28 protein-coding genes and 1 tRNA gene are annotated in these 26,361 nt (G+C 68.3%); 22 read left to right on the top strand and 7 right to left on the bottom strand.

All coding sequences use genetic code 11. The features are described 5' to 3' along the window. The first annotated feature begins 279 nt into the window (after positions 1 to 279). The 5 genes from coxB to ACTZQ5_RS03140 are packed head-to-tail and all read left to right on the top strand — an operon-like array spanning position 280 to position 5,774. The gene (gene coxB / locus ACTZQ5_RS03120; RefSeq protein ID WP_443583711.1) at positions 280 to 1,275 is read left to right on the top strand and encodes a cytochrome c oxidase subunit II; all 996 of its coding nucleotides are present in this window, start codon (positions 280 to 282) and stop codon (positions 1,273 to 1,275) included. Further along, positions 1,272 to 3,782, top strand: coding sequence for a cytochrome c oxidase subunit I (gene ctaD, locus ACTZQ5_RS03125; protein WP_443583712.1), 2,511 nt, complete (start codon positions 1,272 to 1,274; stop codon positions 3,780 to 3,782). The genes coxB and ctaD overlap by 4 nt, the downstream gene beginning before the upstream one ends. Next, positions 3,779 to 4,156, top strand: coding sequence for a hypothetical protein (locus tag ACTZQ5_RS03130; protein WP_443583713.1), 378 nt, complete (start codon positions 3,779 to 3,781; stop codon positions 4,154 to 4,156). Before ctaD ends, ACTZQ5_RS03130 begins: the two co-directional genes overlap by 4 nt. Continuing rightward, positions 4,153 to 4,731, top strand: a complete 579-nt coding sequence (locus ACTZQ5_RS03135) for a cytochrome c oxidase assembly protein (RefSeq protein WP_443583714.1) — start codon at positions 4,153 to 4,155, stop codon at positions 4,729 to 4,731. Before ACTZQ5_RS03130 ends, ACTZQ5_RS03135 begins: the two co-directional genes overlap by 4 nt. Next, positions 4,728 to 5,774: a c-type cytochrome gene (locus tag ACTZQ5_RS03140; RefSeq protein WP_443583715.1), complete on the top strand. Its 1,047-nt coding sequence runs from the start codon at positions 4,728 to 4,730 to the stop codon at positions 5,772 to 5,774. The genes ACTZQ5_RS03135 and ACTZQ5_RS03140 overlap by 4 nt, the downstream gene beginning before the upstream one ends. Before the next feature lie 16 nt (positions 5,775 to 5,790). Here ACTZQ5_RS03140 and ACTZQ5_RS03145 read toward each other — a convergent pair. Then, positions 5,791 to 5,880 (bottom strand) — tRNA-Ser (locus ACTZQ5_RS03145). Between the two features lie 126 nt (positions 5,881 to 6,006). On the opposite strand from ACTZQ5_RS03145, the gene hspQ reads away from it, so the two are divergent. The 4 genes from hspQ (at position 6,007) to ACTZQ5_RS03165 (ending at position 7,850) form a co-directional block, all read left to right on the top strand. Continuing rightward, a complete protein-coding gene (gene hspQ / locus ACTZQ5_RS03150; RefSeq protein WP_443583716.1) occupies positions 6,007 to 6,387 on the top strand; it encodes a heat shock protein HspQ in 381 nt (126 codons plus the stop codon). A gap of 138 nt (positions 6,388 to 6,525) precedes the next feature. Beyond that, complete coding sequence (gene rplU, locus ACTZQ5_RS03155; protein WP_017979337.1) at positions 6,526 to 6,822, top strand: 50S ribosomal protein L21; 297 nt, start codon at positions 6,526 to 6,528, stop codon at positions 6,820 to 6,822. A gap of 31 nt (positions 6,823 to 6,853) precedes the next feature. After that, on the top strand, positions 6,854 to 7,123 hold the full coding sequence (gene rpmA / locus ACTZQ5_RS03160) for a 50S ribosomal protein L27 (protein ID WP_037534549.1): 270 nt from the start codon (positions 6,854 to 6,856) through the stop codon (positions 7,121 to 7,123). Positions 7,124 to 7,298: 175 nt separating this feature from the next. After that, a complete protein-coding gene (locus tag ACTZQ5_RS03165) occupies positions 7,299 to 7,850 on the top strand; it encodes a GNAT family N-acetyltransferase (RefSeq protein ID WP_443583717.1) in 552 nt (183 codons plus the stop codon). Positions 7,851 to 7,941: 91 nt separating this feature from the next. On the opposite strand, the gene ACTZQ5_RS03170 is transcribed toward ACTZQ5_RS03165, so the two are convergent. Beyond that, on the bottom strand, positions 7,942 to 8,799 hold the full coding sequence (locus tag ACTZQ5_RS03170) for a metal-dependent hydrolase (protein ID WP_443583718.1): 858 nt from the start codon (positions 8,797 to 8,799) through the stop codon (positions 7,942 to 7,944). 120 nt (positions 8,800 to 8,919) lie between these two features. Here ACTZQ5_RS03170 and ACTZQ5_RS03175 point away from each other — a divergent pair, with 120 nt between their 5' ends. After that, a complete protein-coding gene (locus ACTZQ5_RS03175; RefSeq protein WP_443583719.1) occupies positions 8,920 to 9,462 on the top strand; it encodes a TetR/AcrR family transcriptional regulator in 543 nt (180 codons plus the stop codon). A 357-nt stretch (positions 9,463 to 9,819) separates the two neighbouring features. Here the strand turns inward: ACTZQ5_RS03175 and ACTZQ5_RS03180 are convergent, their stop codons facing one another. Further along, the gene (locus ACTZQ5_RS03180; protein ID WP_443584129.1) at positions 9,820 to 10,824 is read right to left on the bottom strand and encodes a helix-turn-helix domain-containing protein; all 1,005 of its coding nucleotides are present in this window, start codon (positions 10,822 to 10,824) and stop codon (positions 9,820 to 9,822) included. Between the two features lie 124 nt (positions 10,825 to 10,948). On the opposite strand from ACTZQ5_RS03180, the gene obgE reads away from it, so the two are divergent. The 11 genes from obgE to ACTZQ5_RS03235 all read left to right on the top strand — a co-directional run bounded on the left by obgE (position 10,949) and on the right by ACTZQ5_RS03235 (position 21,680). Beyond that, positions 10,949 to 11,995: a GTPase ObgE gene (gene obgE, locus ACTZQ5_RS03185; protein WP_443583720.1), complete on the top strand. Its 1,047-nt coding sequence runs from the start codon at positions 10,949 to 10,951 to the stop codon at positions 11,993 to 11,995. Positions 11,996 to 12,027: 32 nt separating this feature from the next. Then, complete coding sequence (locus ACTZQ5_RS03190) at positions 12,028 to 12,585, top strand: Uma2 family endonuclease (RefSeq protein WP_443583721.1); 558 nt, start codon at positions 12,028 to 12,030, stop codon at positions 12,583 to 12,585. 33 nt (positions 12,586 to 12,618) lie between these two features. After that, positions 12,619 to 13,719 carry a glutamate 5-kinase gene (gene proB, locus ACTZQ5_RS03195; protein ID WP_443583722.1) on the top strand — a complete coding sequence of 367 codons (1,101 nt, stop codon included), beginning with the start codon at positions 12,619 to 12,621 and terminating at the stop codon, positions 13,717 to 13,719. Beyond that, complete coding sequence (locus ACTZQ5_RS03200; protein WP_443583723.1) at positions 13,719 to 14,663, top strand: NAD-dependent epimerase/dehydratase family protein; 945 nt, start codon at positions 13,719 to 13,721, stop codon at positions 14,661 to 14,663. Before proB ends, ACTZQ5_RS03200 begins: the two co-directional genes overlap by 1 nt. A gap of 43 nt (positions 14,664 to 14,706) precedes the next feature. After that, the gene (locus ACTZQ5_RS03205; protein WP_443583724.1) at positions 14,707 to 14,955 is read left to right on the top strand and encodes an acyl carrier protein; all 249 of its coding nucleotides are present in this window, start codon (positions 14,707 to 14,709) and stop codon (positions 14,953 to 14,955) included. Beyond that, positions 14,952 to 16,214, top strand: a complete 1,263-nt coding sequence (gene spt / locus ACTZQ5_RS03210) for a serine palmitoyltransferase (protein WP_443583725.1) — start codon at positions 14,952 to 14,954, stop codon at positions 16,212 to 16,214. Before ACTZQ5_RS03205 ends, spt begins: the two co-directional genes overlap by 4 nt. Before the next feature lie 65 nt (positions 16,215 to 16,279). After that, the gene (locus tag ACTZQ5_RS03215; RefSeq protein ID WP_443583726.1) at positions 16,280 to 18,238 is read left to right on the top strand and encodes an ATP-binding protein; all 1,959 of its coding nucleotides are present in this window, start codon (positions 16,280 to 16,282) and stop codon (positions 18,236 to 18,238) included. An 80-nt stretch (positions 18,239 to 18,318) separates the two neighbouring features. Next, positions 18,319 to 19,512, top strand: coding sequence for an LPS export ABC transporter permease LptF (lptF, locus tag ACTZQ5_RS03220; protein WP_443583727.1), 1,194 nt, complete (start codon positions 18,319 to 18,321; stop codon positions 19,510 to 19,512). Then, a complete protein-coding gene (gene lptG / locus ACTZQ5_RS03225; protein ID WP_443583728.1) occupies positions 19,509 to 20,600 on the top strand; it encodes an LPS export ABC transporter permease LptG in 1,092 nt (363 codons plus the stop codon). The genes lptF and lptG overlap by 4 nt, the downstream gene beginning before the upstream one ends. 138 nt (positions 20,601 to 20,738) lie before the next feature. Next, the gene (locus ACTZQ5_RS03230) at positions 20,739 to 21,332 is read left to right on the top strand and encodes a hypothetical protein (protein WP_443583729.1); all 594 of its coding nucleotides are present in this window, start codon (positions 20,739 to 20,741) and stop codon (positions 21,330 to 21,332) included. A gap of 48 nt (positions 21,333 to 21,380) precedes the next feature. Continuing rightward, entirely contained in the window at positions 21,381 to 21,680 is a 300-nt protein-coding gene (locus tag ACTZQ5_RS03235) for a hypothetical protein (RefSeq protein ID WP_443583730.1), read from the top strand. Positions 21,681 to 21,698: 18 nt separating this feature from the next. Here ACTZQ5_RS03235 and ACTZQ5_RS03240 read toward each other — a convergent pair whose 3' ends face one another. After that, positions 21,699 to 22,790, bottom strand: coding sequence for a fatty acid desaturase family protein (locus tag ACTZQ5_RS03240; protein WP_443584130.1), 1,092 nt, complete (start codon positions 22,788 to 22,790; stop codon positions 21,699 to 21,701). Positions 22,791 to 22,944: 154 nt separating this feature from the next. Between ACTZQ5_RS03240 and ACTZQ5_RS03245 the strand changes: the two genes are divergently transcribed. After that, a complete protein-coding gene (locus tag ACTZQ5_RS03245) occupies positions 22,945 to 24,096 on the top strand; it encodes an N-acetyltransferase (RefSeq protein ID WP_443583731.1) in 1,152 nt (383 codons plus the stop codon). Between the two features lie 44 nt (positions 24,097 to 24,140). Here ACTZQ5_RS03245 and ACTZQ5_RS03250 read toward each other — a convergent pair whose 3' ends face one another. The 3 genes from ACTZQ5_RS03250 to ACTZQ5_RS03260 all read right to left on the bottom strand — a co-directional run bounded on the left by ACTZQ5_RS03250 (position 24,141) and on the right by ACTZQ5_RS03260 (position 26,270). Further along, positions 24,141 to 24,494, bottom strand: coding sequence for a HesB/IscA family protein (locus ACTZQ5_RS03250; RefSeq protein ID WP_443583732.1), 354 nt, complete (start codon positions 24,492 to 24,494; stop codon positions 24,141 to 24,143). 124 nt (positions 24,495 to 24,618) lie between these two features. Further along, a complete protein-coding gene (locus ACTZQ5_RS03255) occupies positions 24,619 to 25,065 on the bottom strand; it encodes an SUF system Fe-S cluster assembly protein (protein ID WP_443583733.1) in 447 nt (148 codons plus the stop codon). Next, positions 25,062 to 26,270 carry a cysteine desulfurase gene (locus ACTZQ5_RS03260; RefSeq protein WP_443583734.1) on the bottom strand — a complete coding sequence of 403 codons (1,209 nt, stop codon included), beginning with the start codon at positions 26,268 to 26,270 and terminating at the stop codon, positions 25,062 to 25,064. Before ACTZQ5_RS03260 ends, ACTZQ5_RS03255 begins: the two co-directional genes overlap by 4 nt. Positions 26,271 to 26,361: the final 91 nt, after the last annotated feature.

Raw genomic sequence — 26,361 nt, forward strand, 5'->3', positions numbered from 1 at the left:
CGGCCGCCCCGCGCTGTCATTGCGAGCGCAGCGAAGCAATCCAGGGCGTCCTGATCCGGCGCTGGATTGCTTCGCTGCGCTCGCAATGACGGACGCATGGGGCGTACAGCGAACGTCCTTCCTCCTAGCCTCCGTGCCGCGCGGCCCCCTCCCTCTCCCGCGGGGAGAGGGAGAAGACGCCGCAGGCGGCGCGAGGGTGAGGGTGAGCGCCACCAGCCCGGCAACCTTTCCTTACACATTCGCTAGAACCGTTACGGACCCGAAGCGTTGTCGCTTATCATGGGGGGCCGGTACAAAGCTTTGATCGCGGGGGCATTCGTGCTTCTCGCCGGATGCAACACGCATCAGTCGACGCTCGCGCCGTTCGGTGCGGACGCGTCGGACATCCGCCATCTGTTCATCGTCATGCTGATCGGCGCCGTGCTCATCGCCGCCGGAGTCGCGCTGCTGATGCGCCACGCGGTGCGGGCACCCGAAGGGGAGCTCGGCCTCGACAAGGGCATGCGGCTGGTGCTGTGGCTCGGCGGTGTGATCCCGACCATCGTCCTCCTCGGCCTGCTCGCTTACTCCCTCCCCTATATGCGACCGCGCAGCTACGGCCCCGCCGACCTGCAGATCGCGGTCGAGGGCGAGCAATTCTGGTGGCGCGTCACCTATCGCCCGTCCGGCGGCGCCCCGGTCGAAAGCGCCAACGAGGTGCGCATTCCCGTCGGCCGTACCGTCGCCTTCCGCCTCACCGCGGCGGACGTGGTGCACAGTTTCTGGATCCCCGGCCTCGGCGGCAAGATGGACATGATCCCCGGCCGCACCAACACCCTGGTGGTGCGCGCCGACAAGCCGGGTCGCTACCGCGGCCAATGCGCCGAATTCTGCGGCCTCAGCCACGCGCTGATGGCGATGGACGTGGTGGCGATGGAGCCCGCCGCCTTCGACCGCTGGCTGACGCGACAGGCGGGTCCGCCGCCGCCGGTCGTGACTCCGGCGTTTCCCGGCTCGCCGGTGTTCACCGGCGCCCGCGCCTTCGCCGCCTACGGCTGCAACGGCTGCCACACGATTCGCGGCACGGGCGCCGCCGGCACCATCGGTCCCGACCTCACCCATCTCGGCAGCCGCGCGACGCTCGCCGCGGGCATCCTGCCGATGACCACCGCCAATCTCGCCGCCTTCATCCGCCATCCCGAACGCACCAAGCCCGGCGTGCGCATGCCCGCCTTCCCGCAGATGTCCGAACCCGAGGCCACCGCCATCGCCCGCTACCTGCAAGGCCACCTATGAGCCTCCACGACCAGGACGATCCTGCCCTCCGCGCCGCCCAGGAGGAGCGGCTGCGCGCGGTGTGGAAGCCGCCATCGGGCTGGTTCTTCCGCTGGACGGACGTCAACAACAACCGGGTCGGCATCTGGTACGTGCTGACCGCATTCGGTTTCATGCTGTTCGCCGGCGTGCTCGCGCTGGTGATGCGTACGCAGCTGGCGGTGCCGGACAACGACCTCGTCTCGGCGAACACCTTCAACCAGCTGTTCACGCTGCACGGCTCGATGATGATGTTCCTGTTCGCCGTGCCGATGTTCGAGGCGGTGTCGATCATCCTGCTGCCGCAGCTGCTCGGCGCGCGCGACCTCCCTTTCCCGCGCCTCTCCGCCTTCGGCTATTGGTCGTTCCTGCTCGGCGGCGTGTTCGTCGGCGGCTCGATCTTCTTCAACGCCGCGCCCGACGGCGGCTGGTTCATGTATCCGCCGCTGACCACGCGCACCGACCTTTCCGGCCTCGGCGCCGACATCTGGATGCTCGGCCTTTCGTTCATCGAGGTGTCGTCGGTCGCCGCCGCCGTCGAGCTGATCGTCGGCGTGCTCAAATGCCGCCCGCCCGGCATGCGGCTCAACCTGATGCCGCTCTATGCCTGGTACATCCTGGTCGTGGCGGTGATGATCCTGTTCGCCTTCCCGCCGCTGATCGCGGGCGACCTGTTGTTCGAGATGGAGCGGCTGCTCGGCTGGCCGTTCTTCGACGCGGCGAAGGGTGGCGATCCCTTGCTCTGGCAGCACCTGTTCTGGATCTTCGGCCATCCGGAGGTCTATATCGTCTTCCTGCCCAGCATCGCCCTCTTCGCGATGCTGATCCCGACCTTCGCCCAGCGTCACCTGCTCGGCTATCCGTGGATCGTGCTCGCCGCGGTCGGCACCGCCTTCCTGTCGTTCGGCCTGTGGGTCCACCACATGTTCGCGACCGGCCTGCCCAAGATCAGCCTCGCCTTCTTCTCCGCCGCCAGCGAGGCGGTGGCGATCCCGACTGGCGTGCAGATCTTCGCCTTCATCGCGACGTTGTGGGCGGGCAAGGTCAAATGGTCGACGCCCCTGCTCTACGCGAGCGGCAGCCTCGCGATCTTCGTCATCGGCGGGCTCACCGGCGTCATGGTGGCGATCGCGCCGTTCGACTGGCAGGCGCACGACACCTATTTCATCGTCGCCCATCTCCATTACGTGCTGATCGGCGGCACGTTGCTGCCGCTGTTCGGCGGCCTCTATTATTACTGGCCGCTCATCACCGGCAAAAAGCTGAGCGACCGGCTCGGGCGCATCGCCTTCTGGATCATGTTCACCGGCGTCAATCTCACCTTCTTCCCCATGCACCTGTCGGGGCTGGAGGGGATGCCGCGCCGCGTCTTCACCTATCCCGCAGACCTCAACATCGGCTGGCTGAACCTTGCCTCGACGCTGGGGTCGTATCTGTTCGCGACCGGCGTGCTGGTGCTGGTGGCCGACCTCGCGCTGTCGCCCCGCCGGGCCAAGGCACCGCGCAATCCGTGGAACGCCGGCACGCTCGAATGGCTGGCCCATCCCGACGACGAGGATTGGGGCATCCGTTCGGTGCCGCTGGTCGAGAGCCGCTACCCGATCTGGGACCAGCCCGGCTTCGTCGCCAAGGTCGACGAAGGCCGCTTCTTCCTGCCCGATGCGGAGGAAGGCCGGCGCGAGACGATCATCACCTCCGTCCTCGATGCGAGGCCCGTATCGGTGATCCGCCTCGGCACGCCGAGCGTCAAGCCGATGATGACCGCGGTGGCGCTGGGCGCGGTGTTCATCCTGACCACCTATCATCTCTACTGGATCGCGGCGCTCTGCGGTGTGGTGACTCTGGCCTGCATCTTGTGGTGGCTGTGGGATACCGCCGAGATCCCGGAAAAGCCCGAAAAGCCGATCGGCCACGGCATGACGATGCCGCTCTACATCGCCGGGCCGGCGGCACCCGGCTGGTGGGCGATGTTCATCACGATGATGGCGGACGCAACCGCCTTTTCCGGCCTGGTATTCGGCTATTATTTCTACTGGACCATCCACCCCGATTTCGGCGCGGGTTTCGCCGGACCGGGGGTCGGCGCGCCGATGATCGCGCTGGCCCTGTCGCTGGCGAGCTGGGCCGCGACGCTGGCGGCGCGCGAGGTCCATCATCGCGGCGGCGTCGCTGCGGCCCGGCTGCTGCTTGTCGCGGGACTCGTCGCCGCGATCGCCGGCCTGTTCGCCGGCCTCCGCTGCCTCGACGGCCTCGATCCGAAGGCGAACGTCTATCCCGCGATCGTCTGGGTGCTGGTGATCTGGACCGTCGCCCACGTCGCGGTCGCCGCGATCATGCAGGCCTATACGCTCGCCCGCAGCCTGGCCGGGCGGATGACTCCCAGCCACGATGCCGACCTGCGCAACATCACCGTCTATTGCCACTTCTTCGCGCTCACCGCCCTCGTCGCCTATCTGACGGTCGGATTGTTCCCGGAGGCGGGGCTGTGAGGCGTTGGCTGCACCGCGCCCGCCGCCTGCGCGTCACCTTGTGGACGCTGATCGTGCCGCCGACGACCTGGGCGGTGCATTTCCTCTTCTCCTATCTCTGGGCTGCGGTGTCCTGCGCGAAGATCGGCGCCTGGGCGCGCTTTCCCACGGCCTTCGCGGTCGGCACGGTGATCGCGCTGGTCGTCATCGTCGGCGCCGGCGTGATCGCCTGGCAGCAGGCACGCACCCCCGGCGATCCCGCGCCGCACGATGCCGGCACCGATATCGACCGCCTCCGCTTCCTCGCCTATTCGACGCTGCTGCTGTCGGCACTGAGCTTCATCGCGGTGGTCTTCACCGCCCTTCCCGTCCTCGTGCTGAGCGATTGCCGGTGACACGCGGCCTGCTCCTCGCGGCCGCCCTGCTGCTCGGCGTCGGCTGGAGCCTCAGCGGCGGGGCGATGACCGGCCATATGGTGGCGCACATGATCGCCGTCGCCATCGCAGCGCCGCTGCTCGCGCTGGCCGTGCAGGGCGCCCAATGGGACCCGGCCCTGCGCTGGCCGCGCCTCGCCTCGCCCCTGCCGGCGGCGCTGATCGAGGCGGTGGTAGTGTGGGGCTGGCACGTCCCTGCCCTGCGTGCGCTCGCCGCGCACCATCCTGCGTGGCTGGTCGCCGAACAGGCGAGTTTCCTCGCCGCCGGCCTGCTGCTCTGGTCGGCGGTGCTGGCGCCGCAGCATCGTGCCGCAGGCGTCGTCGCGCTGCTCGTCACCTCGATGCACATGACCCTGCTCGGCGCGCTGATCGGCCTCGCCCCGCGCCCGCTCTACATGCACCATGGTCCGCAGGCGCTCGCCGACCAGCAACTCGCCGGCGTCGTCATGCTGCTCGTCGGCGGCATCGCCTATCTGGCCGGCGGACTGGCGCTGCTCGCCCGCCTGCTCCGCACCCCCCAAGAGGCCGCCGCATGACGATCCGCATCACCTGGCTCCGGGCGCTCGCCGCCGCCCTCGTGCTCGGCGTGGCGGGCATGCTGTTCGCCTGGTCCGGCGTGATGAACCTCGCCGCATCGAGCGGCCATTGGAAGATCACCGATTGGTTCCTGCACTGGGCGATGCGGAGTTCAGTCCGCACCCATGCCGCCTTCACGTCGCCCGACGATCCCGCCGATGCGACGGGCCTCGTCAGCGCCGCCGGCCATTTCGCCAATGCCTGTTCGGTCTGCCACGGCGCGCCGGGGGTGAAACCGGCCCCGGTCATGCAGGCCGCCACCCCGCCAGCGCCCGACCTTGCGAAGAACGCGACGGAATGGAACGACAAGCAGCTGTTCTGGATCGTCCAGCATGGTGTCAAATACACCGGCATGCCTGCCTGGGCCGTACAGGACCGCCCCGACGAGGTGCGCCGCATGGTCGCCTTTGTCCGCCGCCTGCCCGGCATGACGCCGGCGCACTATCAGGCGCTGGTCGGCGAACCTGATCCGGCGTCGGACCTCGCCGCCTGCACCGGCTGCCACGGCGTCGACGGCAAGGGGCGCGGCGCCCCCGACGTCCCCGTGCTCGGCGGGCAGGACCCTGCCTATCTGCTCGCCGCATTGCAGGGCTATGCCAGCGGCCGCCGCTCCAGTGCGGTGATGCAGCAGGTCGCGATGCGCATGCAGCCGCAGGAGATGGCGGCGGACGCACGCCGATTCGCCGCCATGCTGGGCCTCGACGCGCGTCCGGCCGCTGGCGCCGCTACGGACGCCGAGGCGGCACGGATCGTCACCAGCGGCCTGCCCGCCGTCCAGCTTCCCGCCTGCGCCAGCTGCCACGCGCCGGGCAAGCCCTATCCGGTCCTCGCCGGCCAGCGCGCCACCTATATCGCGCAGCGCCTGCGCGACTGGCGCGGCGACAAGAATGTGGTGGATGCGCGCAAGAGCCATGCGACCATGCCGGTGATCGCCCGCCGCATCCCGCACGACATGATCGATCGCGTCGCCCGCTACCTGGCCGGCGATCCGCCGCAGCGGTGATGGCGTCGGGGGAAAGTGGCGGAGAGGGAGGGATTCGAACCCTCGGTACCCGTAAAGGCACGCCGCATTTCGAGTGCGGTACAATCGACCACTCTGCCACCTCTCCGCAGAAGACGTTTCCGGTGCGAACAGCGCCGGTCGGTCGGTCGAGGGCGCGCCTCTAACGGGTTCGCCATGCGGTGGCAAGCACCGTTCCGCTTGTGCAGCGCGGAAAGAGGCTTAAATTGCTCGCATGCCCCGCCACGACCCAACGGTTACGCCCCCCTTCGTCGAGATCGATGCGCCCGCCATCGCGCACGCCCGCTTCTCGATCGGCGATGTCGTGCGCCATCGCCTGTTCGATTTCCGCGGCGTGATCTTCGACGTCGATCCGGTCTTCGCCAACACCGACGAATGGTATGAGGCGATTCCCGAATCCGTGCGGCCGAGCAAGGACCAGCCCTTCTACCACCTGCTCGCCGAGAACATGGAATCGAGCTACGTCGCTTATGTCAGCCAGCAGAATCTGGTGGCCGACGAAAGCGACGAGCCGGTCGATCATCCGGCGATTTCCGGCCTGTTCACCGATTTCGCGGACGGTCGCTACGCGCTGCGCCGCGAACATCGCCACTGAGGCGGCACGAATCCGGCCCACCGGCAAAAACGCGCCGGCGGGAGGTTGACAGAAGGACGCGTTTTCCTTAGCTGCCGCCGCTCATCCCGCCGGGCATATCCTGCGCGGGCACATGTTTTTTGGGAAGTGACTAGAGCCATGTTCGCAGTCGTGCGCACGGGCGGCAAGCAGTACCGCGTCGCCGCCGGAGACAAGATCGTCGTCGAGAAGCTGGACGGCGAAGCCGGCGCATCGATTACGCTGGGTGACGTCCTGCTCGCGGGCGAAGGCTCCGAGCTCAAGAGCGTCGAGGGCCTGACCGTCGCCGCCGAGATCGTCGCGCAGGCGAAGGGCGAGAAGGTCATCGTCTTCAAGAAGCGCCGCCGTCACAATTATCGCCGCAAGAACGGTCATCGCCAGAACCACACGATCCTCAAGATCGTTTCGGTCGGCTGAGCCCAGCACGCGCGAACAGGAGTAGAGCAGCATGGCACATAAGAAAGCAGGCGGTTCGTCGCGTAACGGTCGCGATTCGGCCGGTCGTCGCCTCGGCGTCAAGAAGTTCGGTGGTCAGGAAGCGATCGCGGGCAACATCCTCGTGCGTCAGCGCGGGACCAAATTCTATCCGGGTGCGAACGTGGGGATCGGCAAGGATCACACGCTGTTCGCGCTCGTCGACGGCCGCGTGGCGTTCCACGAGGGCAAGCTCGGCCGTAAATTCTGCTCGGTGCAGATTATGGCGGAAGCCGCTGAATAACATCGGGTAACCAGCCGGGTTGCCCACCAGGGTGACCCGGTCGCACCGCCCAGGCGGTGCCAACCAAACAAGGGAGGCGGGTCACCCCGGCCTCCCTTTTTTCTTGCTCCCGACCCCGACTGTCCCTGCCGCGTCACAGGCGCGTGGCAGCGGCGTGGCCAAGGAGAGAGCAAGAATGTTCGCCAGAACCAAGAGACTGACGCTGCGGCCCGCGTGGCCGGAAGACGCACCCGCGCTGGCCGAGGCGATCGGCCATGAAGGCGTCGCCCGCATGCTGATGCGCGTCCCCTTCCCCTATTCGATCGACGATGCGCACGCCTTCGCCGCCGACCCGCGGGCGAACCACGAGCCGCGCTTCCTGATCCAGTCGCATGACGCCGGTGCCCCGACCCTGGTCGGCGGGATCGCGCTCACCGACTTCGGCGGCGAAGCGGGGGTGGAACTCGGCTATTGGCTGACCCCATCCGCCTGGGGCCGCGGCTATGCCACGGAAGCCGGCCGCGCCGTGCTCGATATCGCCCGTCACGCGCTGCCGCTGACGCGGATCGGCGCCTGGCATTTCGCCGACAATCCGGCATCGGGCGCCGTGCTGCGCAAGCTCGGCTTCCGCGCCACCGGACGGACGGTGATGAAGCGCTCCGTCGCGCGGACGGAGGCGGCACCGGCGATCAGCTACGCCCTGGACCTAGACGAGGACCAAAGCGAACCGATGCGAATCGCGGCATAGGTGCCGGGCCCCTCGCCCGCAGAAGCGCCGTGTCACCGCTGCTGGGGGGAGACTCTGCCGATCTCCCCCCCCGCTCCTGCCACCGGCGTCTCTAAACCCGCGCCGCCCGCGGCATCACCGCGGCCTCGTAATCGCTCTCGGCGAGGCCGATCAGCGCGCGATCGTCGTGCTTCCACGGGTGGAAACCCGGCAGGAAATAGGCCGCCCACACGCCCGCAACCTTGCGCGCCATGCCGGGATTGCCGAACGCATACCACGCCAGCCGCGCCCACACCCGCGGTCCGCTGAGCCCGTCCTGCCGCAGCAGTTCCAGCATGCCGCGCGTCCGCCCTGTGAAGAAGCGCCAGGTGGTAATCAGCATCACCAGCGCCTTGATCCGCCAGCGCCGGAATCGCGACCAGCCCTGCGTCGCGTGCAACCACGTGTCGTAGGCGACGCCCTTGTGCTCGATCTCCTCGGCGGCATGCCACAGCCACAGCGCCTTGGCCTGTTCCTCGCCGCCCGCCAGATGTCGCGGATCGGCGATCAGTTCATGCGCCAGCATTGCGGTGAAATGTTCGAGCGCGGTGGTCGCGGCAAGGCTGGCGATCGGCGGCCGCCCCTTGGTCAGCGCCAGCGCGGCATCCACGTCGCGGTCGAGCAGCGTCACGTCGTAACCCTGATCGGTGACATGGCGGTTGAAGGCGACATGCTCGCGCGTGTGCAGCACCTCCTGCTTGATGAAGGCGTTGATCTCCGCGGTCAGCTTGGGCGGCGTGCCCTCGCGGAACCGGCGCACGCTGTCGACGAAATAGCCCTCCCCCTTGGGGAAGGTCACCGACAGGGCGTTGTAGAAGGCGGTGGCGATCGGATCGTCGTTCAGCCACCAGCGCCGCATGGCGATGCCGCGGCCAAAGCGGCGGTCGCGCGGGGTGATGACCAGATCGGCGGGCGTGGTTGCTTTCGCCATGGATTCCTCCAAACACAAAGGGACGCTCGGCGTTACTTACATTTCTGTAAATAGGTCATCCTCCTGTCCACCGCAACCCTTCGCAAGCGCCTGTCCCCCGCCCAGAGCCGCGATGCCGCGTTGCAGGCCGCGCAGAGCCTGTTGATCGAAAGCGGCCCGCAGGCGGTGACGCTGAAGGCGGTCGGCGCGCGGATCGGGCGGACGCACGCCAACCTGCTGCACCATTTCGGCTCGGCCGAGGGGCTGCAGCAGGCGCTGATCGCGCGTATGGCGGGCTACATCACTTCGACGATCCGTGACGCCGTGCTGAACAACCGCGCCGCGGCCGGCGGGGCGGAGCCCGATCCGCGGGCGATCGTCGACCTCGTCTTCGACGCCTTCGACAGCGGCGGCGCGGGCGGGCTGGCGAGTTGGATGATCCTGTCCGGCAATCGCGATGCGCTCGATCCGATCCTGTCGGCGATCCACGATCTGGTCGATGAACTCGCCGATGGCGTGCAACCCGCCGAACGGCCGATCCAGGACGAAACGCTGCACCTGGTCCTGCTGGCGCTGGGCGATGCGCTGCTCGGTGCCGCCATGGCCGAGGCGCTCGGCCTGCCGCGTGGCAAGGCGCGCGATCTCGCGGTGGCGATGCTCGCGAGGTCGGACGCATCCGCCTGACCGGTGCGGCCTGACACATGGGCAATGGCGTGTGGCACCAGCGCAATGCCCTGCCCCCTGCAGCGTGCGTGGCTTGGGGGCTATGCGGACCTATCGATCGGATGGGTCAATGATGCAGTCATTCAAGCGTCTGGCGTGCGGGATCCTGGGTCACAAGCGCGTGCGGCGTCGCCTCCGGTCGGACGGATCGCGATGGAGTTCGGCTTGCGACCGTTGCGGGACCCCGTTGGTCAAGGCGCAGGGCAACGGCAAATGGATGCCGCTCGATCGAGCCGACCAGACGGTGCGCTGATCCGCGTTCCCGTACGGCTGACGCCGATCGATGTCGCGACGGGGGTCCGCGGTGCCGATCGGCGGCTACCGCGTCGAACCGCGACTGGCCGGTGACGACAGGTGCAGGGCGCGATAGTCGCCCGGCGTGATGCCATAGGCCTCGCGGAAGGCGCGGCCGAGATAGGCGGCATCGCAGAAGCCCCAGCGTTCGGCGAGGACCGCGATCGTCTGCCGGTCGCCGCCATCGCGCAGCGTGTCGGCGACCCGCGCCAGCCGGCGTTCGCGGATATAGGCCTGCACGCCGCCTTGGTCCCGCAACAGGCGGAACAACGTCGAACGCGAAACGCCGAGTTCCCGGCTCAGACGCGCGGTATTCAGCGAGGGCGAACCGAGGTTGCGCTCGATCGTGTCGCGCAACTGCACCAGCAACCCGCGCTCATGCTGTTCGGCGTCGGCAGGCGCCGTGCCCAGGCTCGCCGTTACCGTCATCGCCAGGAGGTCGATCACCGTCTGCGCCAGCACCGGCCCCGCCGTGGCGGGCAGATGCGCCGCCTGATCGTGCAGCGATGCCAGATGGCTGACCAGCAAGGCCGCCTGTGCCGGCGGCACGACATGGCCGTGCAGCCGCTCCATCGACGGCAGAAAGCGTTCCGCCACTTCGCGCGGCAGGGCGAAACCGGTGCTGACCGAGGCTTCGGAGAAATGATGCATCGGCCGCGCCATGTCGGCGAGCATGATCGATCCCGTCGACGCGATCACCCGGCGGTCGCCGGTGTCGACCCGCGCGCCGCCGACGTGACGGACGTTGACCACCAGCTGGTCGAAATCGTCGGCGGCCGCCTTCGCCCGGCTGCGGTCCCAATCCTGCGCGGTGATCCGCGCCTGCCCGAGGCCGAGCGTGCCGAGATCGAGCCAGTCCATCGCAACGGTGAAGGGTTCGTGCGGCACGGTGTCGTACCGCGTCGCGAGTCCGGCGACATCGGCATCGCGCCACATCGCATAGCGATCGGCGGGTGCCAGCGGCGTCGCATCGAAGACCGGCTGCCAGGCAAGGCGCGGCATCGGATCGGTGGCAGAAGGGTGCGTCATCGTCACTGTCGGAAACCTTAGCCCGCCCTGGCGGGACGGTCCATCACCTGCCGCCGATGCGGAGCCGATCGCCCGGCATGCCCCGGGGGCTGGCCGTTCGCGGCCATCACGCTAAAGAGGCGCCATGCATTTCCTCGACCAGGCCAAGATCTTCGTCCGTTCCGGTTCGGGCGGCCCCGGCGCCGTCAGCTTCCGCCGCGAAAAGTTCATCGAATATGGCGGCCCCGACGGCGGCAACGGCGGCAAGGGCGGCGACATCGTGTTTGAAGCGGTGGCCGGGCTCAACACGCTGATCGATTTCCGCTACACCCAGCATTTCCGCGCGCCCCGCGGCCATGGCGGATCGGGCAGCAACCGCACCGGTGGTGGCGGCGACGACCTCGTGATCCGTGTGCCGGTCGGCACGCAGGTCCTGTCGGAGGACAAGGACGAGGTGCTCCTCGACTTTACCCGCGTCGGCCAGCGCGAGGTGTTCCTGCGCGGCGGCGACGGCGGCCGCGGCAATGCGAGCTACAAGACCTCGACCAATCGCGCGCCGCGCCAGCACGGCACCGGCTGGCCTTCGGAAGAGGCCTGGGTGTGGCTGCGCCTCAAGCTGCTCGCCGATGCCGGACTGGTCGGCCTGCCCAATGCCGGCAAGTCGACCTTCATCAACGCCGTCACCAACGCGCAGGCGAAGGTGGGCGCCTATGCCTTCACCACCACCCGGCCGCAGCTCGGCGTGGTGCGCCACCGGCAACGCGAATTCGTCGTCGCCGACATTCCCGGCCTGATCGAGGGCGCGGCGGACGGCGCCGGGATCGGCGACCGGTTCCTGGGGCATATCGAGCGCTGCCGCGTGCTCCTGCACCTGGTCGACGCCAACGATGCGGATGTCGCCGAAAGCTATCGCATCGTCCGCGCCGAGTTGGAGGCCTATGGCGGCGGCCTTGCCGACAAGCCGCATGTCGTCGCGCTCAACAAGATCGACATGCTCGACGACGAGTTGATCGAGGCGCTGTCCGCCGAACTGGCGGAGGAAAGCGGCACCGACGTGATCCCGCTGTCGGGCGCGGCCGGCACCGGAGTCGACTGGGTGCTCGACCGCCTGCTCGACGCCATTCCCGCCGCCGAACCGGTCGGCGACGAGGACGAAGGCGAAGACGAGATCAGCTGGTCGCCGCTGGGCTAGGCGATTAGGGCCGAACCGGATACGACGGCATCATGTTCTCCTCGCCGTCCTATCCGCGCCTCACCGCAGACGACTTCCTCCGCATGACGTTCGGTGAGAACAAGGCGGAACTGGACGTGGGTGTCATTCGGATGATGGCTGGCGGTACTGCGCGCCACGTCCAAATCCAAGGCAACCTCCTGCGGACGCTCGGCGCCTTGCTGCGCGGCGGCGGCTGCAAGCCGTATCCGTCAAGCATGGCGACGCGGACGCACGACCTGTCCGTCCGCTATCCCGACGTCAGCGTCTTCTGCAATCGCACCGACCCGGCCAACGACGATGCCAAGGCGTTCGACGATCCGCGCGTGCTGTTCGAGGTGCTGTCGGCCGGCACCGCACGCACCGACCTCAGGGTGAAGCTCGACGAATACAAGGCGCTGGACAGCGTCGATACGATCGTGTTCGTCGACATCGCCACAGAGCGGCTGCGCGTCATCCAGCGCACCGGGCCTCATGCGTGGCAGGACGAGAGTCACGATGCCCCCGTCGACCTGTCGCTCCCGGCACTCGGCGTGGTGGTGCCGCACCACGAAATCTTCGCGCGCGATTGATCCGTTCGCCGCCGTCGGGCTAACGGCGGCGTGATGCTGTTCGCTCCCCCTTCCTGCCCGCGGCTGATCGTGAAGGTCGGCTCGGCCCTGCTCGTCGCGCCGGATGGCGCGGTGCGGCGCCAATGGCTGGCGACGCTGGTCGCCGACGTTGCGGCGCGGGTGGCGGCGGGGCAGCAGGTGGCGATCGTCTCGTCGGGCGCCATCGCCCTCGGCGCGCGGCGGCTCGGCCTCGCCAAGGGCGGCCGCGCCAGCCTGGAGGATGCGCAGGCGGCGGCGGCGACCGGCCAGATCGCCCTCAGCCAGACCTGGGCCGAACTGCTTGGCGGCCACGGCCTCACCGCGGCGCAGATGCTGGTGACGCTGGACGATCTGGAGGATCGGCGCCGCTACCTCAACGCCGCCGCGACGCTGAACCGGCTGCTCGGCCTCGGCGTCGTCCCGGTCATCAACGAGAATGACAGCGTCGCGACCGAGGAGATCCGCTTCGGCGACAACGACCGGCTCGCCGCCCGCGTCGCGCAGGCGGCCGGCGCGCAAGGGGTGGTGCTGCTGTCCGACGTCGACGGCCTGTACGATGCCAATCCGCACACCAACCCCGCCGCGCGCCATATCGCGCGGGTCGAGCGGGTCGACGCCGTCGCCGCCATGGCCGATGCGGGATCGGCATCCGGCATGGGATCGGGCGGCATGGTGTCCAAGATCGCCGCGGCGCGGATCGCGACCGGCGCCGGTGCGCACCTCGCCATCGCCAGCGGGCGGCACGACCATCCGCTGGCCGGCGAGCCGCGACACACGCTGTTCGTCGCCGAGCGCACCGCCCCCGCCCGCAAGGCGTGGCTGGCCGGCGGCCTGACCGCGCGCGGCCGCATCCACGTCGACGCCGGCGCCGCCCACGCGCTCGGTGCCGGCGGCAGCCTGCTCGCCGCGGGCGTGACGGAAATCGAGGGCAGCTTTGCGCGCGGCGATCTGGTGACGATCGAGGGGCCGGGCGGCATCGTGGCCCGCGGCCTGTCGGAATATGACGCGGGCGACGCGACGCGGCTGATCGGCACGCGGTCCGACGAGCAGGCGGCGATCCTCGGCTATGCGCCGCGCGCCGCGCTGGTGCATCGCAACCACCTGGCGCTGGTGTGATGGCCGACAGCACGCCGCAGCATCCCCCTGCCCGCGCAGGCATCGCCACCCTCGCCGTCACCGGCGCCACCGGCTTCGTCGGCAAGGCCCTGCTCGACCGCGCGCTCGCCGCCGGCCACCCCGTCCGCGCGCTCACCCGCCGCCCGCAGCCGCCGCGCGCCGGCGTGACCTGGATCGAGGGCGCACTCGACCGGGCAGACACCCTTCGCACGCTCGCCACCGGTGCCGACGCGATCGTCCACGTCGCCGGCGTCGTCAGCACGCCGACCCGCGCCGGCTTCGTCGCCGGCAATATCGACGGCACCCGCGCGATGCTCGCCGCCGCCGCGCACGCCGGGGTACGCCGGTTCGTCCACGTCTCCTCGCTGTCGGCGCGCGAACCCGGCCTGTCGATCTACGGCTGGTCGAAGGCGGAGGCGGAGGCGTTGGTGACGGCGAGCGGGCTCGACTGGAGCATCATCCGCCCGAGCGGCGTCTACGGCCCCGGCGACATGGAGATGCGCGACCTGTTCCGCGCCGCGCGGCTCGGCATCGCCCTGCTGCCGCCGCGCGGAATCGTGTCGCTGGTCGCGGTGGACGACCTCGCCCGGCTGCTGCTGGCGCTGGCCGTCAGCGACGGGCCACCCGCGACCTATGAGGTCGACGATGGCCACCCCCTATCGCACGCGGCCATGGCGCAGGGGATCGCCCGCGCCGTCGGCCGCCGCCGCGTCGCCGCGCTGCACTTGCCCAGGGCGCTGCTGATGCTCGGCGCCCGCCTCGATCGCGCCCTGCGGGGCACGGGTGCCAAGCTCACCGCCGACCGGGTCGGCTATCTGGCCCATCCCGACTGGTCGGTGCGCCCCGCCTTGCGCCCGCCGTCCTCGCTCTGGACGCCGCGGATCGCCCTCGACGCAGGCCTTGCCGATACCGCGCGATGGTATCGCGCCCACGGGCTGCTATAGCGCCGCAACCCTGCCGCATTTGGCCGCCATTCGGATGACCATCATGACCGACCGCACCCAGATCCTCGACACGATCAAGAGCCAGATCGAACCGTTCAACAAAAAGGGCGTCACGCTGACCGAAGCGACGACCTTCCAGGGCGATCTCGAATGGGACAGCCTGACGGTCATGGATTTCGTCGCCGCGATCGAGGACGAGTTCGACATCATCATCACGATGAACATGCAGGCCGAGATCGAGACGATCGGCCAGCTCGCCGATGCGGTCGCCAAGCTGAAGGCGGACGCATGACCGAAACCGGTCTCCAGCCCGAGGCGCTCGATCTCACCCCGGCCCCGGTGCCGGCCGAACGCGACCTCATGTCGAAGTTCGACGGCCTGATCGCCGAGCGGCAGGCGCTGATCGACACCGGCGTCACCGATCCGTTCGCGATCGTCATGGACGAGGTGCGCTCGCCGACCGAGGCGGTGATTTCCGGCCGCGAGACGATCCTGCTCGGCACCTACAACTACATGGGCATGACGTTCGATCCCGACGTCGTCGCCGCCGGCCATGCAGCGCTCGACCAATTCGGTTCGGGCACCAACGGCAGCCGCATGCTCAACGGCACCTTCCGCGACCATATGGAGGCCGAGGCCGCGCTGCGCGACTTCTACGGCACCAGCGGCGCGATCGTCTTCTCGACCGGCTATATGGCCAATCTCGGCATGATCTCGACGCTGGTCGGCAAGGGTGAATACGTCATCCTCGACGCCGACAGCCATGCCTCGATCTACGACGGCTGCAAGCAGGGCTATGCCGAGATCGTCCGCTTCCGCCACAACAGCGTCGAGGATCTCGACAAGCGCCTCGGCCGCCTGCCCAAGGATGCGGGCAAGCTGGTGGTGCTGGAGGGCGTCTATTCGATGCTCGGCGACATCGCTCCGCTCAAGGAGATGGTTGCAGTCGCCAAGAAGCACGGCGCCATGGTCCTGTCCGACGAAGCGCATTCGATGGGCTTCTACGGCCCCAACGGTCGCGGCGTGTACGAGGACCAGGGGCTGGAGGGCGAGGTCGACTTCGTCGTCGGCACCTTCTCGAAATCGGTCGGCACCGTCGGCGGCTTCTGCGTCTCCAACCATCCGAAGTTCGAGGCGATCCGCCTCGCCTGCCGCGCCTATATCTTCACCGCCAGCCTGCCGCCGTCGGTCGTCGCCACGGCCGCCGCATCGATCCGCAAGCTCAGCACCGCGCATGCCAAGCGCGAACGATTGTGGGCCAACGCCCGCCAGCTGCACGGCGGCCTCAAGGCGCTGGGCTTCAGGCTCGGCACCGAAGCGCCGGACAGCGCCATCGTGGCGGTGATCCTCGACGATCAGGAACAGGCGGTGACGATGTGGCAGGCGCTGCTGCACGCCGGCGTCTACGTGAACATGGCGCGGCCCCCGGCGACCCCGGCGGGCACGTTCCTGCTGCGCTGCTCGCTCTGTGCCGAACATACGACGGCGCAGCTCGATGCCGTCATCGCGCGCTTCCAGGCGGCCGGACAGGCCGTTGGCGCCATCGGCTGACATCCGTCCCGTCGGCGCCGTGCGTCTTTCCATGACCGCCGAATCGCGGTAGCATCGCTGCCGTGATGCGGGACGACGCCGAAACGGTCCCGGGGGGGGCCCTGGGTGGCGACGCGGCCTGGCGGACGATCACGCTCGTCGTGATGGGTCTGCTCGGCGCGGCGGTGCTGGTCGCGCTGATCGTCACGCTCGGCATCGCCAACCGCCAGCGCGATCGCGCGCTCCAGGCGCAGGCGCACAGCTACGACGTGATGATCCTCGCTCGCACCGTGTCGGGCACGATCGCGCGCGCGGAGGCGTCGCTCGGCCGCTATGTCATCAGCGGCAAGACCGAGCAGGAACTCGGCCAGATCTACGTCGACCAGTGGCGCCTCGCCGGGACGCAGCTCGGGCGGCTGGAACAACTGACGCAGCCGACGGGTGAACAGAGCGCCCGCGTCGCGCAGCTGCGCAATGCCTATATGCAGCGCGGTGAAGAGCTGTCGCTGACCGCGCTCAGCACCACCTACGGCAAGAACAGCCAGGCCCTCGCCCGCTATTACAAGGCGCGCCAGTCGCCGACGCTGACCGCGATCGACCGGTCGCTCGACGACATCATTTCAGGCGAACGCGCCCTGCTCGACGCACGCACCGCCGACGCGATGCGCACCGTCAGCCGATCGAGCCGTATCGCCGGCGTGCTGGCGGTGTTCGGCGTCCTGATCGTCCTCGGCGCGCTGGTGCTCGGCTGGTTCACCTTGCAGGCGGTCGGCGAGCGCGCACTCGCTCGCGCCGAAGCGGATGCGGAGCGCGAACGCGCGGAAGAGCTGGCCGCCGCCGTGGCGCAGGCGACCGATGAGCTGCGCTTGCAGGAAGCCAAGCTGCGCCAGATCCAGAAGATGGAGGCGGTCGGCCAGCTGACCGGCGGCATCGCGCATGATTTCAACAACATGCTGGCCGTCGTTCTCGGCGGCTTGGAACTTGCCAAGCGGGCGGTGACCGGCGATCCGGCGGCGGTGGCACGCCACCTCGACAATGCGGCCGACGGCGCCAATCGCGCCGCCGCCCTCACCCGCCGGCTCCTCGCCTTCAGCCGCGAGGAATCGTTGAAGCCGGAACCGATCCGGCCCGGCCAGCTCGTGTCCGGCATGTCGGAACTGCTCGACCGGACGCTGGGCGATGCGGTCACCGTGACCACCCGCGACACCGCACCCGCCTGGCATGTGCGCGCCGATCGCGTGCAGCTGGAAAATGCCGTGTTGAACCTGGCGGTCAACGCGCGCGACGCGATGAACGGACGCGGCGACCTGCTGATCGCGACGGGCGCCGCAACGCTGGCCGAGCACCAGGTCGATCATTGCGCCGCGGGCGATTACCTGACCATCGCGGTGACCGACACCGGCACCGGCATGACGCCGGATGTCGTCGAGCGCGTCTACGAACCCTTCTTCACCACCAAGGAAGCCGGCAAGGGCACCGGCCTCGGCCTCAGCCAGATCTTCGCACTGGTCCGCCAGCTCGACGGCTCGATCGCGATCGATACCGCGCCGGGGCGCGGCACGACGGTGACGCTGTACCTGCCGCGCGATACCGCGGTGGAGACGCCGGCCGCGGCCGCGCTGGTCGAGATCGCGCCGGTCGCCCCTGTGCCGCACGACCTGGTCGTGCTCGTGGTGGAGGACGATCCCCGCGTACTCGCCGCGACGATGGGGGCGCTGGAGGAACTGGGCCACCACGGCATCGCCTGCGATGCGCCCGCCAAGGCGGCGGGATTGCTCGCCGACAGGCCGGATGTCGACCTCATCATCTCGGACGTGCTGATGCCGGGTCAGACCGGACCGGAAATGATCGCTGCGCTCGGGCCGCGCTATCCCCATATCGCCGTTCTCTTCGTCACCGGTTTCGCGGGCGAGGCCAATGCCGCCGAATTCGGCGACCACCATCTGCTGCGCAAACCGTTCACGCTGACCGGGCTGGAGCGCGCGATCGGCGCGGCGATGGCGCGCGAGCGGCCTGCCCCGCCGCAGCAGATCGCCGCCGAATAGGCCTACGCCTTTTTAGCTGACGCCCCGCGCCGCCACGCCTATACGCGAGGCTCCCCGTCCCGGCCCGAGCCCCTGCCCGCATGACCTCCCTCGACCGCTACATGGCCCGGCTGATCGCGCTGCCGCTATTCTCGACGCTGACGATCGCCGCCATGTTGCTGGTCCTCGACCGCATCCAGCGCCTGTTCGTCTTCGTCGCGACGGAGGGCGGGCCGATCAGCGTGGTGTGGCGGATGCTCGCCAACCTGCTGCCGGAATATCTCGGCCTCGGTATCCCCATCGGCCTGTTGCTCGGCATCCTGCTCGCCTTCCGCCGCCTTGCCGCCAATTCCGAACTGGACGTGCTGCGCGCCGTCGGCGTCAGCTACACGCGGCTGCTGCGCGTGCCGTACATGTATGCCGTCATATTGGCGCTGCTCAACATCGCGATCGTCGGCTTCGTCCAGCCCAAGGCGCGCTATTATTACGAGCAGCTCCGTTTCGAACTGCGCACCGGCGCGCTGGGTGCGTCGATCAAGGTCGGTGAATTCACGCATTTCGGCGACCGCATGACGCTGCGCATCGAACAGAGCCACGACAAGGGTCGCAAGCTCGACGGCATCTTCGTCTATTACAATGACAAGGGCACCAGCTATTCGGTCACCGCGCAATCTGGCCAGTTCCTCGCGACCGATGATCCCAACACGATCATCTTCCGCCTGACCAAGGGGACTTTGGTCCACAAGGCGCCCAACTTCACCGTGCCGCGCGTGCTGACCTTCACCTCGCACGATCTGCCGATCCCGCTGCCGCGATACGAGAATTTCCGCCAGCGCGGCGGACGCAACCTGGAATTCACGCTGCCCGAACTCGCCAAACTGGGCCATAGCTCGCACAGCGAGGAACAGCGCGACAGCAGCCGGTCCGAATTCCACTTCCGCCTGGTGGAGGTGGCGACGATGTTCCTGCTGCCGTTGCTGGCAGTGGCCTTGGGCGTACCGCCGAAGCGATCGAGTTCCGGCTTCGGCGCGTTCCTGGCGATCGTGATGATCGTCGCCTATCACAAGGTGAACGAATATGCCGCCTCGATCGGCGAACTGGGCAGGGTCGATCCGCTGATCGCGCTCTGGGTGCCCTTCTGCATCTTCGCCGGCATCATCCTGTGGATGTATTATCAGATCGCCTATGTTCCCGGCGGTCAGCCGATCGGCGCGCTGGAGCGGGGCTTCTCCAAGCTCGTCAAGCTGTTCGTCCGCTACATCCCCGGCCGTGGCCGCAAGAAGGGCATGGCATGACCGCCTTCTTTCCCTCGCGCATCGTCTCGTTCTACATGGTGCGCCTGTTCCTGACGCGCACCTTCGGCCTGCTCGCCGCGCTCGTGCTGATCCTGCAGACGCTCGACCTGCTCGGCGAATCGGGTGCGATCCTGGCGCATCCCGGCAACACCCAGGCGCAGGTCTGGACCTATGTCGGCCTGCGCGCGCCGCAAATCATCGCGTTTTTGCTGCCTTTTTCAGTGTTACTCGGTGCAATCGCTACCTTCTTTACGATGAACCAAAACAGCGAAGTCATCGCACTGAAAGCCGCGGGCTTGTCGGCGCATCAGGTGCTTGCGCCGCTGCTGATCGCCAGCCTGGGCGTTGCCGGCATCAGCTTCGCCTTCAACGAACGCATCGTCAGCCGCGCGACCGCGACACTCGATCAGTGGAAGGACGTCGATTACGGCGCGCTGCCGATCGATCGCGGCGAGCGGACCAACGTCTGGGTACGCGACGGTGACGACCTGATCGCGGTGCAGCAGGTGCGCGGCCGCGGGCAGGCGACCCGGCTCGGCAACGTCACGGTCTATGACCGCACCGGCGGCGAACTCGTCGCGATCATCCGCGGTGCTCAGGGCCGCCATGTCGGCAATGGCTGGGCGATCAGCCCGACCACCCGCTTCGACGTCGCGACCGGCAAGGTCACCAACCTCGGCACGGTAACCGTCGCGCCGGGCGTACGGCCCGACCAGTTCACGCTCGGCAACGTCAACCCCGATGGGCTCGATTTCGCGCAGCTTGCCGCGGCGATCGGCGACCTGCGCGATGCGGGACGCCCCACCAAGTCGCTGGAGGGGACCCTGTGGCATAAATTTTCCAGCCCGCTGTCGGCGGTGCTGATGCCGCTGCTGGGCGCGGTGGCGGCGTTCGGCATCGCGCGCTCCGGCCAGCTGTTCGTCCGCGCGGTGATCGGCATGGCATTGGGCTTCGCCTATTTCGTCGCCGACAATTTCGCGCTCGCGATGGGCAATCTCGGCGCCTACCCGCCCTTTCTCGCGGCCTGGGCGCCCTTCCTGCTATTCCTGCTGATCGGCGAAGCCGTGCTGATCCGCACCGAGGAATAAGCAAACGGACAGCGGATTACGTCCGCATCGAGCATTTCGTTAACCATGACCCGTTAAGCCCGCCGTGGCGCAGGCAGGGAGAGCCTGCACGTAACCGGGGACACGCAATGCCGATAGCATCAAGCGCGCAGCCTGCGCATGGCTGACCTGATCGCCCGCCAGCAGACCGCGTCACTGCTCGCCAAGACGCAGGTCGCCACCCGCTACGGCGGTAACGGTGTGGCTGCTGCGGCCGCTACCCCGATAGCCACCGCTTCAAAGGACAAGGTCACTACGCCCAACGGCGACGTGGCGACCATCTCGCTCGGCGCACGAAGGGCTGCAGCGCAACTCGCGGACGCGAGGAAGGATTTCGGCGCGTTGGCCAAGGAGGTGCGCGCCTCGCTCGATTCACACAGCCAGGGCAGCACCGGGCTGGAGGCGATGTCCGGACGCGCGCTGGCGGCGATCGCGCTCGATCACGGCGACGTCTTTTCGCGGACCGAAGTCGTGGCGGCAAAGGCCGAGTTGCAGGCGCGCGAGCGGCAGGGCGTGACGAGCGCGATGCGCAGTGGCGGCGGCCTCGCCGGCCTCGCCACGTATAGCCAGACGCTGGTGTCGGATTACGACACCATGAGCAGCGAAGAACGACAGGCGCGCGGCTGGAGCGACCGCACGCGATCCGCAGCGGCTGCTCTGGTCACGCAAACCCCGGGTCAGACCCAGCCGAGCCTGTCCGACCGGATGGACTGACAGCAATCCGCCCGACGGGAGAGCCGGGCCGATAGGGGAGAAAAGAGCATGGAAATCACCAACACGACCGCGGTGACCGCGAAGGGTTCGACGACAGGTACGTCCGCGTCGACGACCACCGGCGCCTTCGCCAAGGCGCTGGCCACGCAAACGCAGACGGTCACCGCACGCAGCAAGACGACGAAATCCGCCCGGGTGATGCGGCCGATCATGGTTCCCAAGGCCGCTTCGTCGAAGCAGACCAGCGGCACGGCCACTACCCAGACGCCGATGACCGCCGCGCAGACGCGGGCCGCTTATGGCGAAGGCACCCTCGCCACCATCCTCGCGCGCATCAGGCGGGTCTGATCCGCACCCGGCCGCGGTTCAGCGCGGCTGGAAGGTGCTGCGAACGATCTTGTTCACCAGCCCCGGCAAACCGGCATAGCTCGCCTTGTGATAAGGCGATCCGTGTTCCAGCGCCGCAGTGATGCGTCGGTGCGCCTCACCCAAGGCATGATAGGGCAGGCTCGGCAGCAGGTGGTGCAGCGCGTGGTAGCGCAGCCCGACCGGCGCCCACAGCGCAGGCAGCAGCGCCGGCGGCGGCACGTTGACCGAGTCGAGATACTGCGCGGTCACCGACATCGGCTCGCCGTCATTCTCCCACAGATGCGCCACCAGCGTGCGGACCTGGTTGACCACGGCGACCCCGGATCCGATCGCCAGGGCGATCAGCACCGACCGCAGCGGAAACACGCCGGTCGCGGTCAACACAACGACGGCGATCGCCCACAGGCTGGCTGCCGCCTCCACGCGGTTCCACATCGCCCGCGCCTCGCCCTCGGGCGCACGCCGACGGAACGAGGGATTGATGGCGAGCGCCGAATACCGCTCCATCACCGTCGTGCGCAGCTTCGGCGACAGCAACGACAGGGGCGCCAGGATCGCATAACGGATCAGCAGGCCGATCGGCGCCAGCGCGGAGATGACGACGAACGCGGGCAGCGTCCACGGCTTCATCAGCGCCAGCGGCAGATATTCGGGATCCTCCGACGTACCATAGCGCGTCTTGGCGTGATGCAGGTTGTGCACCCCTTCATACATGAAGCTCGGCACCAGCATCGGCACGCCGACCAGCGCATTCCAGCCGCCACGGAAACGCGGCAGCGCGCTATGCTTCATATGGCTGACTTCGTGGATGAAGCTCAGCGCACGGTACAACGCCAGCGCCGACACCATAGCCGCCAAGACCACCACGCCCGTTTTTGCGGCCGTCACCGCGACCGCCAGCGCGCCATAGCCGACCACCACCGACGCGATCAGATCCGCCCAGTAGATGCCAGGGCGCGGCGCGATCAGATCGCGCGTCGCCTCGGCCGCCGCGCGCAGCATCGCCTTGTCGTCGGCGATCCGCTGGCGCGCGGGCCGCGGCGCGGCTTCTCCGGCAGGCGCACGGGAGAGGGTCAGCGAGCTTTCCATGACGTGATCCATTGCCTCCAGATAGTGGCGACAGCGTGGCATTCACAGGTCTGCGGTCGGTCCATCCGCCGCAACGTTCCGATCACAGATGACGGAAACGTCACTCGCATCATCGCCGCGACCTGCTAGATCGCGCGCTTAAAAGGGAGGCCCCATGAGCGACCTGACGATCACGCCCGTCACCACCAAGAGCGAGCGCAAGGCGTTCGTCGACCTGCCGTTCCGCCTGTACGCGAACGATCCCGCCTGGGTGCCGCCGTTGAAGGGCGAGGCGCTCGGCCTCATCACCCCGGCGAAGAACGGCTGGTACAGCCATGCCAAGGCGCAACTTTTCCTGGCGCACGAGGGTGGCCGGCTGGTCGGCCGCATCTCGGCGCATATCGACACCTTGGCGCTGACCATGCCGGCGGAACAGGGTTTCGGGCCCGGCGTCGGCTTCTGGGGCCTGATGGATGCCGAGCGGGAGGATATCTTCACCGCCCTGCTCGCCAAGGCGGAGCAATGGCTGCGCGATGAGGGCATGACCCGTGCGCTCGGGCCGGTGTCGCAGTCGATCTGGGAAGAGCCGGGATTGCTCGTCCAGGGGTTCGACCATGCGCCGACGATCATGATGGGCCATGCGAAGCCGGAATATCAGGGCTGGATCGAACGCGCCGGCTACGAACAGGTGAAGCAGCTCTTCACCTACGAACTGGATATCACCCAGGAATTTCCGCCGATCGTGAAGCGGATCATCAAGTCCGGCGAGGCTAACAAGCGGATCGTCGTCCGCGAGGTGGACAAGCGCAAGTTCGAGGAGGAAGCGGCGATCATCCTCGCGATCCTCAACGACGCGTGGAGCGACAATTGGGGCTTCGTGCCCCTCACCCCGCCCGAGATCAAGGACGTCGGCGTCAAGCTGAAGCCGATCGTGTTCAACGACCTGATCCGCATCGCCGAGCTGGACGGCAAGCCGGTCGCCTTCATGATCACCCTGCCCGACCTCAACGAGGCGATCGCGCCGCTGGGCGGTTCGCTGTTGCCGCTCGGCTGGGCGAAGCTGCTGCTGTGGCTGCGGAAGCCCAAGGTGCGGACGATGCGCGTGCCGCTGATGGGGGTGGTGAAGGAGCTGCAATCGTCGCGGATGGCGAGCCAGCTCGCCTTCATGATGATCGAATATATCCGCCGCGCCTCGGTGCAGCATTATGGCGCCAGCCGGGGCGAGATCGGCTGGATCCTCGACGACAACCAGGGCATGCGCTCGATCGCCGAGACGATCGAAAGCCGGGTGAACAAGGTCTACACGGTGTACGGCAAGGGGTTGTAATAAAGCGCAAATCCTCCCCTGCGGAGCAGGGGAGGAGCTTTGGGTTACACCGTGAAGCTTTCCCCGCACCCGCAGGCGCCCTTGGCGTTCGGGTTCTGGAACACGAAGCCGGCGGTGAAATCGTCCTCGACCCAATCCATCGTCGATCCGACGAGATAGAGGATCGATCCGCCATCGACGAACAAAGTGCCGCCCGGCGTCTCGATCCGCTCGTCGAAGGGCTTGGCCTCGGTGACGTAGTCGACCGAATAGGCAAGGCCCGAACAGCCGCGGCGCGGGGTGGACAGCTTGACGCCGATCGCGCCCTCGGGCGCGCGCGCCATCAGGTCGGCGATGCGGGTATCGGCCGCAGGGGTCAGGATCAGCGGCGCAGGGCGCTGGCGGAGTGTGGTGGCCATCAGTTCGTCTCCAAAGCCCCTCCTCTTCAGAGGAGGGGTTGGGGTGGAGGAGTCATCGAGCGCCAGTCTCGGTGAGACGTCCCCCACCCCCTACCCCTCCCCTGAAGGGGAGGGGCTAACATTGCTACAGCATACCCAGTTCGAGCTTCGCCTCGTCGGACATCTTCTGCGGGTCCCACGGCGGATCCCAGACGAGGTTCACGTCGGCGAAGGCGATGCCCGGCACCGCGGCGACGCGCATCTCGACCTCGGCGGGCATCGACTCGGCGACGGGGCAATGCGGCGTGGTGAGCGTCATCGTCACCACCGCCTGCCCCTCGCCGGTCACCTCGACGCCGTAGATCAGGCCGAGATCGTAGATGTTGACGGGGATTTCCGGGTCGTAGATCTCCTTCAGCGCCTCGACCACGCCCTCGTAGAGCGCGCCGCCGGGCTCGCCGGGGGCATCGCCCTGCGGCTTCTGCTGGAGGAAACCCGACAGATAGTCCCGCTCGCGCGGGGCATCCTCGACACGCGCGCGCGGCGGCGGGGTCACCGCCTCCACTTCCTCGATACGGATCGTATCGCTCATCCGAATATCCTCGTTACTCTCTCGACGCCGCGGACCAGCGCCTCGATATCCTGCGGCCCGTTGTAGACGGCGAAGCTCGCCCGCGCCGTCGCATCGACGCCCAGCACGTCCATCAGCGGCTGCGCGCAATGGTGGCCGGCGCGGATCGCCACCCGGCCTTCGTCCAATATGGTGCCGACGTCGTGCGGATGCACCCCCTCGACCGCGAAGCTGACGATGCCGGCGCTGTCCTCCGGCCCGAACAGGCGGACCGAATTCAGCGACGACAGCGCGGCGCGGGCATCGCGGACCAGCGCCGCCTCGTGCGCATGGATGCGCTCGACGCCGATCCCCTCGACATAGGCGACCGCCGCGGCCAGCCCGAGCGCGCCGACGATATGCGGCGTCCCCGCCTCGAACCGGCCGGGCGGCGGGGCGTAGGTGGTCTTGGCGAAGGTGACGCGGTCGATCATCGACCCGCCGCCCTGGTAGGGCGGCATCTGCGCCAGCAGTTCGCCCCTGCCCCACAGCACGCCGATCCCGGTCGGGCCGTAGAGCTTGTGCCCCGAGAAGACGTAGAAATCGCAGCCGATCGCGGCGACGTCGACGGCGAGGCGCGGCACCGCCTGGCATCCGTCGATCAGGATCTTCGCGCCGACCCGATGCGCCAGTTCGGTGGCGCGGCGTGCGTCGAGGACCGAGCCGAGCACATTGGAGACATGCGCCAGCGCGACCAGCTTGTGCTGCGGGGTCAGCATCGCCGCCATCGCATCCAGGTCGATGCGATGATCCGCGGTGAGCGGCACCACGTCGATCGCTGCGCCGACGCGTTCGGCCGCCATCTGCCACGGCACGATGTTGCTGTGATGCTCCAGCATCGACAGCAGGATGCGGTCGCCCGCCTTCAACTGCTGCGCCGCCCAGCTGTGCGCGACGAGGTTGATCCCCTCCGTGGCGCCGCGGACGAAGACGATCTCGTCCGGCGTCGCGGCGCCGATGAAGCGCGCGACCGTGCCGCGCGCCGCTTCATAGGCGAGCGTCATGTCGGCGGAACGCTGGTACACGCCGCGATGGACGGTGGCATAGGTTTCGCCATAGGCGCGGGCGATCGCGTCGATGACCGGCTGCGGCTTCTGCGCGGTCGCCGCGGTGTCGAGATACGCCCAGCCGGCGGGGATCGCGGGGAAGTCGGCGAGCGTGTCGAGCGGGGTTTCGCCAGCGGTCATGCGGCCTCCCGGAGCGCGCGGAAGTTGGCGAAGTTTACGGCACGTGCGCGTCGAAAACTCCTCCCCGGCACGGGGAGGTGGCGCGCCGAAG

This window comes from Sphingomonas cellulosilytica (genome assembly GCF_052321755.1).
Lineage (GTDB): Bacteria > Pseudomonadota > Alphaproteobacteria > Sphingomonadales > Sphingomonadaceae > Sphingomonas.